Source organism: Mucilaginibacter agri (genome assembly GCF_009928685.1).
GTDB lineage: Bacteria > Bacteroidota > Bacteroidia > Sphingobacteriales > Sphingobacteriaceae > Mucilaginibacter > Mucilaginibacter agri.
In genome coordinates this window covers 1,061,078-1,075,441 of sequence record NZ_WWEO01000045.1, presented here as the reverse complement: position 1 = coordinate 1,075,441, position 14,364 = coordinate 1,061,078, and the positions used below count along the sequence as shown (strand labels likewise).

At 43.7% G+C, this 14,364-nt stretch carries 7 protein-coding genes; 5 read left to right on the top strand and 2 right to left on the bottom strand.

From position 1 onward, the window contains the following. The first annotated feature begins 57 nt into the window (after positions 1-57). The 3 genes from GSY63_RS24385 to GSY63_RS24375 are packed head-to-tail and all read left to right on the top strand — an operon-like array spanning position 58 to position 5,604. The gene (locus tag GSY63_RS24385; RefSeq protein WP_166588454.1) at positions 58-3,360 is read left to right on the top strand and encodes a VCBS repeat-containing protein; all 3,303 of its coding nucleotides are present in this window, start codon (positions 58-60) and stop codon (positions 3,358-3,360) included. A gap of 16 nt (positions 3,361-3,376) precedes the next feature. After that, positions 3,377-4,234 (top strand): ROK family protein, encoded by an 858-nt coding sequence (locus tag GSY63_RS24380; protein ID WP_166588453.1) that lies wholly within the window; start codon positions 3,377-3,379, stop codon positions 4,232-4,234. Between the two features lie 17 nt (positions 4,235-4,251). Then, positions 4,252-5,604 (top strand): vanadium-dependent haloperoxidase, encoded by a 1,353-nt coding sequence (locus GSY63_RS24375; protein WP_166588452.1) that lies wholly within the window; start codon positions 4,252-4,254, stop codon positions 5,602-5,604. Between the two features lie 57 nt (positions 5,605-5,661). Here GSY63_RS24375 and GSY63_RS24370 read toward each other — a convergent pair whose 3' ends face one another. Then, positions 5,662-5,859, bottom strand: coding sequence for a hypothetical protein (locus GSY63_RS24370; RefSeq protein WP_208094651.1), 198 nt, complete (start codon positions 5,857-5,859; stop codon positions 5,662-5,664). A 47-nt stretch (positions 5,860-5,906) separates the two neighbouring features. Here GSY63_RS24370 and GSY63_RS24365 point away from each other — a divergent pair, with 47 nt between their 5' ends. Then, positions 5,907-9,029, top strand: coding sequence for a C25 family cysteine peptidase (locus GSY63_RS24365; protein WP_166588450.1), 3,123 nt, complete (start codon positions 5,907-5,909; stop codon positions 9,027-9,029). Positions 9,030-9,369: 340 nt separating this feature from the next. Beyond that, positions 9,370-10,299, top strand: a complete 930-nt coding sequence (locus GSY63_RS24360) for a VTT domain-containing protein (RefSeq protein ID WP_166588449.1) — start codon at positions 9,370-9,372, stop codon at positions 10,297-10,299. A 113-nt stretch (positions 10,300-10,412) separates the two neighbouring features. Here GSY63_RS24360 and GSY63_RS24355 read toward each other — a convergent pair whose 3' ends face one another. Next, positions 10,413-14,357, bottom strand: a complete 3,945-nt coding sequence (locus GSY63_RS24355) for a hypothetical protein (RefSeq protein WP_166588448.1) — start codon at positions 14,355-14,357, stop codon at positions 10,413-10,415. Between the last annotated feature and the right edge of the window lie 7 nt (positions 14,358-14,364).

Here is a 14,364-nt window from a genome sequence, read left to right as displayed (position 1 = left end):
TGGTTATGTTTAGGAAGCAGCCGGAAACGGCTGCTTTTTTAAAATTTAAGATACTTAATGAAATTTCGGATCTACATATCATTGCTGGTCATTACTATAGTTTTGAGCAGTTGCGTTCATAAAGAAAAAGCGGCCGGTCCGCCGTTATTCGAAAAATTACCAGGCTCGCAAACGGGTATTAGTTTTAATAATGAGGTTGTAGATAGTAAAAAACTAAACATTTTTAACTTTAGAAATTTTTATAATGGCGGCGGCGTTGCTATAGGCGACGTTAACAACGATGGTAAACCCGATATCTACTTCACTTCTAATGAGGGCAAAAATCGCCTTTATATAAATAGAGGGAACTGGAAATTTGAGGATGTGTCAGAGAAAGCCGGCGTTACCGGTATAAACAGCTGGCATACCGGCGTAGTTATGGCAGATATTAATGCTGATGGCTGGCTGGATATCTACGTTTCTAACAGCGGTAATCAAGACGGCACAAAAAGCGCAAACGAATTATACATCAATCAGCACGATGGTACTTTTAAAGAAATGGCGCATGCTTATGGTCTTGATGATACAGGCATTGGCACCCAGGCTTCATTTTTTGATTATGACCATGATGGCGACCTCGATTGCTTTATTCTTACCAATAGCTTTCGGCCCATTAGCAGCTTTAGCTATACCAAGGGCATGCGCGACATTCGCAGCAAGAACAATGGACAACGGTTATATCGAAACGATAGCGGGCACTTTGTTGATGTTAGTGCCGAGGCGGGTATTTATGGTAGTGAGATCGGCTTTGGTTTAGGGGTAACGGTTGGTGATCTTAACAACGACGGGTGGCCGGATATCTATGTGTCTAACGACTTTTTTGAACATGATTACCTATACATTAATCAACACGATGGTACCTTTAAAGAGCAGGCGAAATCTGCGATAGGGCATGTAAGTTTGGCTTCGATGGGTTCTGATATGGCCGATATTAATAACGACGGCTATTTAGATGTATTTACAACCGATATGCTGCCCGAGCGGGATTACCGCTTAAAGACTACCACTAAATTTGATAACTACGACGTTTTTAATGCTAAACTGCAAAACGATTTCCATCACCAATATGAGAAAAATTGCCTGCAGTTAAATAATGGCGATGGTACTTTTAGCGAGATAGCCGATATGGCTGGTGTAGAAGCAACTGACTGGAGCTGGGGCGCGCTAACCTTCGATTTTAACAATGACGGATGGAAGGATATTTTTGTGAGCAACGGCATTAGCAAGGATCTTACCGACCAGGACTTTCTTTATTATTTCGGCGATGATTCTACAAAAATGAGCGTGATGCAGGGCGGGTTCGACTATAAACATTTTATTAATAAAATGCCTGTAACGCCAATCGCCAACTATGCATTTATCAACCAGCGGGATTTATCTTTCAAAAACAAAAGCGAAGAGCTTGGCTTAGCTACACCGAGTTTCAGCAATGGCGCGGCTTATGGTGATCTGGATGGTGATGGCGATCTGGATCTAGTGGTGAATAACGAAAACATGGAAGCATTTGTATATCGCAATATGTCGAGCGAGCGAAAGCATACTCATTTTCTTAAAGTTAAGCTAAATGGCAGTAAACCCAACACTTTCGGAGTAGGTGCCAGAATTACAGTTTATGGTAACGGCCAGCAGCAAGTATTGGAGCAAATGCCGGTAAGAGGCTTTCAAAGTAGTGTAGAACCGGTATTAAATTTCGGTTTGGGTAATTTAAATCATGTTGATAGCCTCATTGTTTTATGGCCCAATATGAAACAGCAAACCATTGCCAACATTAAAGCTAATCAAACCGTCACGCTCCATCAAACAAACGCTTTACAGAATGCAAAATTTGCACCGGCACCTAAACCCATATTTACAAATGTTACAGCATCGGTATTGGCAGAGAAGATAACGCATCGCGAAAATGCTTATACAGATTTTGACAACGAACGATTAATTCCCAAAATGCTGTCGACGGAGGGCCCCAAACTTGCGGTTGCCGATGTAAATGGCGACGGGCTGGAGGATTTCTTTATGGGTGCTGCTGCGGGCGATACGGCCAAACTTTTAATACAACAGGCCAATGGAACTTTTAAGCGGGTTAAACAGTTTGCGTTTGAACAAGAGCATACTAATGACGACGTAGGTGCGGCATTTTTTGATGCAGACGGTGATGGCGACCAGGACTTGGTTGTAGCAAGCGGCGGTAATGAAATGCACGAAGAAGGTTCTTACCAGATGCCCAGGCTATACCTGAATGATGGAAAGGGCAATTTTACCCGTGCCTTTAACGGCTGGCCCGTAATGAATTTAAATGCATCATGCGTAAGCATAAATGATTACAACGGTGACGGCCGCCCCGATATTTTTATCGGCGCCCGCAGCGTTGCAGGGGATTATGGGATAAGCCCGTCGAGCATATTGCTTAAAAACGAGGGTGGTGGGCGTTTTACTAACGTAACGCAAACCATAGCACCCGAACTGATGCATTTTGGCATGGTAACCGACGCAAAATGGGCAGATATAGATGGCGACGGCAAACAAGAGTTGGTAGTGGTAGGCGATTGGATGCCTGTAACCATTTTTAAATATCGCGATAACGAATTAAAGAAAATTCAGGAATTGTCAGGTTCTGAAGGTTGGTGGAATTCGTTAACAATTGCCGATGTAAATAATGATGGCAAGTCCGATCTGATTGCCGGTAATAACGGCCTGAATAGCAAAATAAGGGCGGATGAGCAACACCCGACTAAATTATATGTAAGCGATTTTGATAAAAACGGGCGCGACGAATGTATTCTAGTCACTTATAAATCAGATGGTAAGGCGTATCCGTATAACCTCTACGCCGATATGATGGCAGAAATGCCGATACTTAAAAAGAAGTTTCTGCATTACAAACAATATGCAGGCGTAGGTATAGAGAGTTTGTTTGATAAGGATCAGTTAGAAAAGGCCGAAGTACATACGGTTAAGCAAACCCAGAGTTGCGTATTTTACAATAAAGGGAATGGCGAATTCTCCATGAAGGCTCTACCGCAACGTGCTCAGTTTTCACCAGTTTATGCTGCCTTGATAACCGACCTTAACGGCGATGGCTTAAATGATATATTATTGGGGGGTAATTTTTATGGGCTCAAGCCAGAAGTAGGGCGATATGACGCCAGTTATGGCGTGACACTGTTGCGCGGAAAAAACAATCAGTTTATGTATGCAGAACCTGCTAAAACAGGTTTGTACCTAACAGGCGAAATACGGGATTTAAAGCAAATCCAAACAAAAAAAGGGACATACCTGCTGGTTTCTAAAAATAACGAACCATTGCAGATTTTTTGCAAAAGGTAATTTAAATGCAGTTACGATGACAGATGTTAAAATTATAGGTGTTGATCTTGGGGCTACTAATGTACGGGGGGCGGTAGTATATCAGGGCCAGCTTTCTGCTATTGCCGCAAAAAGAATCAGAAGTAACGGGCCGGAAGAGCATATACTGGAAGATATTTACGAGGTAATAGATGAGTTGACAGAAACGCATCCGGATGTGCAGGCTATTGGCATTGGCGTGCCAAGCATTGTTGATGTTGCCGAAGGCATTGTTTATGATGTATTAAATATCCCCTCGTGGCGGGAAGTGCATTTAAAAGAGGCATTGCAAAACCGTTATAATTTGTCGACTTATGTAAATAACGATGCCAATTGTTTTGCGGTGGGCGAGTATCATTATGGCAAAGGCCAAGGCACGAATTCTATGATTGGGTTAATTATGGGCACCGGGCTTGGCGCGGGTGTTATCATTAATAAGCATTTATATTCGGGTCATAATTGTGGTGCCGGCGAATTTGGTTTTTTCCCTTATCGCGATAGTTTGCTCGAGTATCATGCTACCGGGTCTTTTTTCAGTGTGACTAAAAAATTGGACGGCGAAGAGATCTTCAATCGGGCAAAACGGGGCGAACCTGAAGCTTTAGAACTTTATCGGGAGTTGGGTTTGCATGTAGGTTATGCCATTAAGATGGTGATGTACACTTTCGATCCCGAACTTATTGTATTGGGTGGTTCTGTGCGACATGCGTTTCCCTATTTTCAGCAAACTATGTGGCAGGAGATTAATACTTTTGCTTTTAAGCGCTCTGTTGATCGCCTGCGCGTTGAGGTTTCAGAATTGCACAACAGCGCTCTGATTGGTGCTGCCGCTTTGTATATAGATTCGCAGATGTAGCTCCTAAAGCTGATGATATGATGCTAAATAAATTGCTTGTTTATCAATTCTTGTTATTTACGTGTTTTTTTGCAGCGTCGGCGTTACTAACTTCCTGCACCGAAAACGATTACCAAAAAGTTTTTAATGATCCGGCCTTGTATAGCCGCACGGTGCATGAATTAAATACAGTTGTGATGGGTAATAATTTTACACCGGTTGTGGCGTCGCGCAACTATGCTTATGCCACGGTGGCGGGTTACGAGGTTATTGCAGCAGGAGATTCTAAACACTACCGCTCATTGGCAGGTCAGCTAAATCAGTTGAAAACGTTGCCTAAACCAAATTCTACCCAAAAAATATGTTTTCCCTATGCAGCCCTTTGGGCGTTTTGTAAAGTAGGAGAGGCCGTTACCTTTCCGGCAGGTAGCCTTAAATATTATACGGACAGTTTACACACCGTGGCCAAAATGCATGGGATGCCATCGGAAATGGTTTCGGCTTCAGAGGCTTATGCAGATACAATAGCGACCTCGATTATTAAATGGAGCAAGGGGGACAACTATCTCCATACCCGCAGTGCACCCAAGTTTACTGTAAAAGATTCTGCAGGCAGATGGACACCGACACCACCAGCGTACGCAGATGCAGCGGAACCACATTGGGGAGAAATAAGAACGATGGTGATGCACAATGCCCGTGAATATGATGCTCCGCCACCACCGGCTTTTAACATAACTGATAAAAACAGCATGTATTACCGAGAGGTTATGCTGATAAAAAGCACGGGTGATAGCCTAAATAAAGAGCAATCATGGACGGCAGATTTCTGGGATGATAATCCGCAAAAGCTAAATATTCAGGGGCATGTACAGTTTATAACTAAAAAGTTTTCACCTCCCGGGCACTGGTTAAGTATAGTTGGCATTGGCGCAAAGCAAATTAATGCCGATTTTAATACAACTGTTGCTGCCTACGCTAAAACAGCCGTTGCTTTATTCGATGCCTTTATCGAATCCTGGACGGCCAAATACGTTTATAAAACCATTCGGCCTGAAAGTGTGATCAACAAGTACGTCGATAGAGAATGGCGGCCGCATCTGCAAACGCCTCCTTTCCCGGAGTATACTTGCGGCCATTGTACTATATCTGCAGCAGCTGCCGAAGCCTTAACCAGTGCCCTTGGCGATAATATAGCTTATAAAGATACTTCCGAATTAGAGTTCGGTATCGATAGCCGCTCTTTTAAATCTTTTAAAGCAGCAGCTGAAGAAACGGCACGCTCGAGATTTTATGGTGGTATACACTTTCAAAACTCTTGTAATGTGTCGAGGTTATACGGTAAAAAGGTCGGTGATTCAGTTGCTGTTAAACTGGTAATGAAAAGATAGATTTCACTTATATAAGGATAATTTGTTAATCTATTCATAAAATTGTTCTACCCTTACTCAAACCAGCTTGGTGCGAGACGAATCGTCTTTCCTGGATTGGCGGGAAGAAACATAGCCTAAGTGGATGCCACCCTCAAAAGCCGTAGAAATATCCTGCGAATCGGCGTAGAAACACGCCCGTTTCCAATTAAAATACTTTACATTTATATTTATCATTTCCTCCCCGTTATAAACTTCAATGCCGTCTGGATCCAAACCAGTTATTGATTATTGTTTCAGTAAAATTCCTAAAAAAGCTAATCATGAGAATTTACTTCGAAGACCGGAATCATCGGGAAAAGAGAGAGGAGTCTTTTCTGTTCCATGCAGAGATTTCGCCTGATCAGGTGATCATCAGGGAAACCCCGTTTGGTATTCAATTTAAACTCGGTAAAGATTTTCAACTGGCCAATAAACCGGGAACCCCCGCGCTCCCCTCCAAAATTATACGGGTGGCGCTCCCGGCAGATGCCATGAATATAGAGGTGTTGGCAACGGTCAAAAAAACTTACGTGCTGACAAAAAAGCCCGTATTTATTATGCCGGTTCCGAATTATCAGATTGCTGCTGATCATGATCATCTCCACGACAAATCCGGAGGAGGCGAAAGAAAAAAATGGGGGCGGGCGATGAGAAGCGAGCCTTATATGCTTCGGTCAATTCCTTCTCCAAAACCCAAAATGGTATTTCGGGCGAAAGAATACGATCATTTCCTTCAAAACCCACCACCTGTGGCCGAATATGTTTCCGAAGTATTGATCGGAAATAATAAGATGGTCAACATCCGTGTCCACCCGGTTACGCTGAACGCGGAGTCCATACCGCAATTAAACCAGGTAATAGAAGTAAAAGTTAAATACCAGCGCCTCGGCGACACAGCCTACGACAGGAAGTCGATCATTCGAAGCCGTTCCAACAATGATGCTGTAAGCAAGGTGTTAATCAATCACCTTAAAGACAAGGTCATTAATCCCAGGGAAGTTATAGATCTCCGGGAGCATTTTCCTTTTTACCGCCAGTACGATTATTTGATTATTACTGACAACAATGTCTGGGACAGCGATAAAATAACGTCAAAACGGATGGTTGGTGATAACAAGACCGTGTTTGAAAAACTGGCGGCCTGGAAACGTCAGAAGGGGCTTAGTGCAACCGTTGTCGCGGTTACAGACATTGTTAACGGTCTGTATGGCGATTTTAAGACAGGCGCGGTCGACCTTCAGGAAGTTTTGCGGAATTTCCTGAAGTTTGCCCACGCCAGTTGGGGCGTCACCTGGTGTCTGCTGGGCGGGGACGTTGAAATCATTCCGGTTAGGCAGGTGGCAGGCGAGATCCGGGGCGATGTTAACGAGCAGACTGTTAACGATCCACCAAATGATAATGAAGCTTTCTGGGCAACGACCTTTATGAAAATTAAAGTGGTATCGTTAGGAGAATGGTTTACTATTTACGATAATTACCTTAGGCTAACCAATCAGCAAACCGGTCAGCTGATACCTCAAAAAGCGCCGGCCGTTTCACTTAGTCAAATCGTGCTTGAAAAATATAAACAGCTACCATCCGGTGTGTTTGAATCAACAACGCAATTTAGAGATCGCCTGGGCTGGTATTTCTGTACAGATGAAACCTACATGCATTGGTCATCCACACCGACAAATTTTGTCCGCGTAGACGGGCCGGCTGCGATTATTCATGCGCAACTACGATTCCATTATACCTGGAACACCATTCCGACTGATATGTACTATTCAAGCCTGGTGGGACCCAACTACAGCGTTCCGGGAAAACATGACTGGGACTTTAATAACAACAGGATTTACGGACAACATGAAGGTAAGCTTGCATTTGACCCAATTAACTGGCATTCAGACATTATCGTTGGTAGGGCTCCTGTATCTTCGCCCGGTGATGCCGAAACGTTCGTTAACAAGGTAATCGCTTATGAAAAATTCCACACAGAGAACGGAACTCCCCTTGACCGGAATTACCTGGACAAAATGCTGCTCGTTTCCTCTAACTGGGGAGGGCGTTTTGGTTACTGGGGATCAGCTACAAATCCTCCTCCTGCCGGATCTTATTACACGCAAGCGGATCAAAAGCGGGCAATCCTGCAAACCACAGATGATGTGGCCATTGACTGGAATTGGGAATTGTTATCGTGGATCGATGATGATAATGTATCGGAAATTCCTTACAATGCAGGTGCCGGGCCGTTTCATAAAGGCTGGTTCTTTGCTAAGAGTCCGACAGACCTGAGCCCGGCAGTATTACATATTGTTCTACCCTTCGGTATACACTTCGATTTCCCGATGGTGACCCATACGATTGTCATCTACGGTACAGATGCAGAAATACAACCCAACCATTTTGTATTGGACAGCAAGGACGCGGATGGCTCTATGATGGATCAGGAGGCTTTGCGGGAACAGGTTGACGCCGAAATTGCTATCTTAAAACGATTCAATCGGTTATATGAAGATGTAGATAGTTTGTCCCCAGCAAATTTATCAGCCGCGCCGGTATCAAGACTAAATGATGCAGTGTTGACTGCTGCGCTTAACGAAGGTCAGCATTTCCTGAGCCTCTCCGGGCATGGCAACCAGGGTGGCTGTTGCGGGGTCGATGATAATAAGGCAGCGGATTCTGCAAACGGGACGAATTATTTCATAACGTTCGCCGATTCCTGCCTGACAAATGGATTTGATGCTGCAGATAGTATGTCTGAATTTATGCTTAACAATGGGGGAGGGGGGGCAGTCGCCTATGTTGGCCATACCCGTTTTTCCTGGATTGGTTTGGGCGATGATTTTCAGCGGGAGTTCTTTCATACGCTCGTAAATACCCATCATGTCGGGCTGATGCACGACAGTCGTTTCACTTTACTTACCGATCCCGACGATCATTACCAAAAATGGTCTATCCTGGCACTTAATCTGTTAGGCGATCCCGAAATGGAAATCTGGACCCGTAAGCCAATCACGTTACTTACCAGTGTATTCTTTTTGAAGGATAAATTATATGTGAAAGCTTATAATAAAGACGATTTGGCTCGGAACGCAATCAAAAAACTAAGCGTTAAAGTTCATCTCGATGAAAGGGTTTATCACCTGGAACCTGATGAAGAAGGTGGCATAGGTTTCGACAGGGATTGGTTGAAAAACGAAAATATTCTGCTGACCGTATCCGCCCCCGGCAGCTTGCCTTTTCAGCTCACCTCAATGAACCTGAACGAACTTGCTGGAAAAGAATTAACGAGCGAACTTTTGATGCTCGATGAATGGTTGCGGGCCGTTCCGGAGCAAACACAATCGAATTGTCACGGATCGTCAGGGCAGGAGAATCAGGGTCAGACTGTTCAGATGACACACTACCCCGCGGCTGAATAGTACAATTTTGCTGAAATCGGATTCCGTCAAAGCTCGGGAGGTAGCGGTCCCGAGCCTATTCCTGGCCGCCCAGGGCACGGCATAAATATGGATATGCCTATCTTGCGGTCAACGGCCTACTATCTGCAATTAATCAGACCTTGACGCAATATTGTGAGTTGAGCGTCTTGACTAGCATTACACTTGGGAATTTTGATAAATGCAAAGCGGCGAGAGTACTTTACTGTTAATTTATGGTGACAACTAATAGTTAATTTTTAAAATGGCATGCTAACGTAAAATTCAGAATTCGGGGAAAAAGAAGTAGGAAATGGTTTAATTTTACGGTAATTGCAGAACAATGAATACATTAATAGAGTTGGTGCAAAACTATGGGCTGTGGATGATTTTTGTTATCACGCTATTGCAAAGTGTTGGCCTGCCACTACCTACTTACGCAATTTTCATCATTACCTCAGCTGTAACACCACCAACTATTACTAATATTGGCGCTCTTATAATAACTGGATCTGTTGCTTCTTTAGTTGGAGACTATATCTTATACATTGCAGGCAAGCGATATGGTACCAGTATCCTAGGCCGGCTGTGCAAAATTTCCATTTCTCCAGATTCATGCGTTAGCAGTAGTGGTAACTTGTTTGATCGCTTCGGATCACCTGCCCTCATAATTGCGAAATTTATTCCAGGGCTATCAACCATCGCCCCGGTAGTAGCTGGGGTTTATAAGATGCCGGTAAAACTATTCGGGTTATTCTCCTTTGTTGCTGCAATCATTTATCTCGGTGTTGCAGTTTTTTTAGGCGGATTATTTCGCCATCAGATCGGTACTCTCATAACAACACTTTCGGATTATGGCAAACTTGGCGGTTTGATTCTGTTGATTGCCTTTGGATTATATCTTTTGGCAAAATGGATGCAACGAAACCGACTCATCAAACAGTTTAATTTTGATCGTGTTACTGTCAATGATCTACTTGAATTGATACACGATCAACCTGGCCCTGTAATACTTGATGCTCGCCCAGTAGATCAACGAACAAGAAATGGCTTCATTCCAGGCTCAATATCGATTGATGATAATAACCTGAGTGACATAGTTGAAAGATTTGGCCGTCACAATGAGATCATCATTTATTGCTCGTGTCCAAATGAGATCACGGCCGCGAGATATGCGGAAAAGTTGCACAAAGTAGGGTTAAAGCGTATCAGGCCACTATTGGGCGGACTTGATGAGTGGGAAAAGTTCGGCGGAAAAGTGATATTTGATTGATATACTTTTGCCAAACTTGAATATGGCTTTTCATTCAGTTGGGCGCTCTTCGGATAATCATTCAAAGCTGAAAAAATCAGCTGCGAGTTAATTCAAAATCTGATCAGAAACTATTATACCGGGCAACTTTCTGCAATTTTATATAACCGAGATGTTCTTAAAATACGAATCTTTTCAAGGTCAATTATATTGTTTACCGGAAGGTCTATAGGGCTGCTGTCGGGCATTATTTCTATTGCTAATACACTTAACGGTGCATTGATATCCATTCCTTTACGCGAGAGCTTGGTGCGGATATCTTTTAGCAACCATGATGTTAAGCCAATAGGTTTTTCACTGTTACTATTGCGAGATGGTTTTTGTAAAGAAACCTGATCTATCAGGATATTACGATATTGCTTCCCATTTGCCTGTAATACCTGCGCATATAACAGCGCATAAATAGTTGTTTTAGGGAATATCGGCGAACAATTGTTTCCGTTAAAAAATGATTCTGCAAACGTCGAGCTTACTTCGATAGTTTCGGCAGTTCTCATTGTACTAACCCGCAGCCTTGGCGCAGGATGCTGCACGCCGGTGATTCTTAGCGGCCTGCCGGGGAAAGCCTGCTCTAACGACCATAATGTATGCCCCACACGAAACTCGTATGTGAAAAAACCAAAGAGTTCTGGTGAATCAGCTGTTAAGCCTTGCGGCAGCGGCATCAAAAAATGACGAATACCTTTACCATCTGGATCAGTATCGGCGGTGGCACCAAACAGGGCTTGCATACTATCATGACCGGCATTGTCTGTAACTTGCAACGGCCGGATAACGCGCACAATCTCAGGCTGAAGATTTATGGCCGGCTCGTCCATTTCTTTTTGTACGTCAACACTGTTATCAGCAATTGCCGGATCGGGCGCATAAGCCAGTAGTCTTACAAAATAAGCGTCGTCTGTATTCTCTACAGGCTCTGCGAACTCTACCCAGAGGTACTTTAATTGCTCTGAGGTTGCTGAATATTGATTATTAAAAAGTTGTTCCTCGCTGTCGGCCGCCGACAAAGCCAACCCGACTGAAACGATCTCGGGTACCTGGGTTGGAGGTGCACTAATTGGTAAGGTAACTTCTAAGTTGTATGGCTGTGTAGCATAATCATAAGCTGTGGCACCGAAATTTATTACTTTGTTAAACTTAGGCGACACGCGATACCGCACATCTAATAGTTCAGGGAATTTAGTGGGCGCCTGGTCGGCTCCCACAGGGATTGCACCCGGTTTAGGATCTAAAGCATCTATAAAAACCAATCGTGTTTTTAAGCGATCGGGCTCGGGCTGGTTTTGCCAGTTTAATCCCTTTGTCAGGCAAATAACGCCTACCTTTTCTTCAACTTCATTAAACGTTATGCCGTCGTCCCTTTTATATTTCCATTGGCGAAACACTTCAAAACTATCGGCTGTCAGCATATCCCAACACCAGTCCCGTTTTAAATCGAGCTGAATAAGGGATATCCATTTTCGCGACAGGTCATCTATAGTGGCGAAAGTGAGCGAAGAGTGATCGGGCGATAAAGTATTCCCTATCAAATTAGAACATCCAAATTGAACGCGCTCGTTTGGCTTTCCTATTATAGACAATCCATTTTTATCAAAGCCACCAATTACAGCGAGACGCTCTATGATATTAACGTCCGCTTGATTTTGTTCACCCTTCGCAGCGGCGGCGCGTCTCTCCTCTGGTGTCTTGGGAGCTTCAGGTCTAAAGAAAATACTTAATAAAGGATCGTCTGTTGGCTCTAGTAATGGCGTTGCTTCAAGTGTATCGATACTTTGGGTTATCTCTCTTTTTACCGGCGTACTAAAACGAAAATCGTCATCGCCGAAATAATCTGTTTTATCGGCACTGCAAAATGAGCGGATGGTTATCCGTAGCTTTCTCGCAGTAGGCAAAATAAGCGCTCCGCTTTCATTGCTCAGATCACCACCTAGGCCTAAGGCATTAGGATCTTTTCCCTCGTTAAAGAAAATAACCGGCACATCTCTAAACTCGAACGGAAGCTCAAGTGTATGGTCAGCTTCATTTAACGATAATACGTAGTCGTTAAAGCCGCGAACGGTTTCATACAACAATACATATGGTTCTTTAGGGGTTATTGACTGTAATGCATTATAAGATGCCTCTCTATCCATATCAAGCGTTGCCACCTCAACAACTATATGAACCTTATCAGCATCAGGATCTGCAACAGAAACTTCTCTTGATGTTTGTTTAAAAAGATCGAAAGAGTTATCGTTAACGATATATTTCCCGGTAACCGGATCAACTAAACTTTGAGACTGCGTGTCTAAGGCAACGCGGTCTTGCCGTAACAAGTCTATCGCTGTAGTTGTATCGCTTGCAGCAAATAAAATAGCCGGATACCCTAATCTTGGACGAATAATCTTCAAGCCATTATCTTCATCCGTTACCGTAGGTGGCGAAGGAGCCACGTTACGAGTGAATTTATGTTTACAGATTTGATTCTCTCCTGCATTTACGGGAGTGTCTACTGTAACCGGTCCGCCGCCCGAAATATCCGATAACCTAACACGAAACGCGTAATGCTTTCCATATTTAAGGTCCATTTCGGTTCCCGGGGTTTGTTTGTACAACACCGGCGCGTTCTTATCTCCATCTTTTGCCGATTCGGCTGCTTTGTAATCTGTTACCTTATTTATTTCGTCAGGTATGGGGTCGGGCACAGCAAGTGAGGCTCCGTTCCAAAATGTAAAAAATGCGGGCAGCCATAATTGGCGTTCATTGTCATTGCTCCGTGCGGGCGAAACCTGTACGCCCGATTCACCATCGTAGTCGCCTAATGGAATTTCGTTTGTCAATGCCAGTGGGGCTTTAGAAGTAATAGCAACCTGCGATTTCCAATTCCCGTTAGTTTCATTTTCTGTTACACTGATGTCATCCGTGTCAAATGCCGCCTGGCTTATCTCGGCAACATCAATACGATAGCGGCTAACAGTAAATTTAGAATGTGCTTTTTGATCTGCTGCCACTACGTGTGTGTCGTCGTATCCACGGCTCATCCAGGTTAGTATCTGCTCATCATCCCAGCCCAATCTAATGCCGGTATCCATTAAAGGTGATGGGCCATCCTTGGTTTCTAAAATTGGATTGGTATTAACAGCCTGGCTGCAATGCACAATTTTGGCAAAGCCATCGTCGTACTTTAAAACATCTTTAAAAACATCGTCAAAAGGTACAGTTGCTTCTTCAACGCCAAATTCATCGACATGCAATACCGGAAAAAGCACGGGCGCAAAAACCGGTCTTGATGTTGTTATTGCAGGTATTCGGGCAGCATAATATTGTACAATGCTATCTTTGGCCGTTAAATGCAGCGTAGTATTTGCATCGTCCGTTTCATCAAAATCAAAATAAATCCAGCCGCCTTCTTTATAAAAATCTGCGTCGTCCAAAGGTACGGCTATGTCTGTATACAAAATGCCCAATGCCTTGGCGAGTAGCGGTTGTGAAAGCGCAAATCCTAATACCTGCGCCCAGTTTACTTTGTTGTTTCTTACGTATGGATTGGCAAAGCTATTGGTTTTTAATGAGCAGAAATAGCTGTCGTCGGTAACCGCATTATTGCTGAGTGGCTGGGTGAATGTAAATGCGTTTCGATAGGCTTCGGGTAGATATTTTTTTAAACTTACAGACTTCTTTGTTGAAAGCGGTGTAGGGCTTAGCTCTACCTCGAACTGTGCGCCAATGGTGTTAAAGATATTTTCGCGATCGGTGTTCTGAACAACAAGCTTGTTCTTCGGGTGGTAATCAGTGTCCGCAGCATGATCGCCTGAGGTTGGTAGTTTGTCACTGGCTCCTTTAACCAACCAAGCTTTTAATGTAAATGTCCCTTTGTCGAACGATTCAACTCCGCCATCATCCAGCAAATTATCCGAAGGGTTATTTCGGGGTAATATCACAACATTGCAAATAAGCTTATTATTTTCCGGCACGTCTTTGTCGACTACGATATGTTGCGGAAAAGGGAGTATGAATATTTTTTTATCCTCTAGAGTCATGGCGATT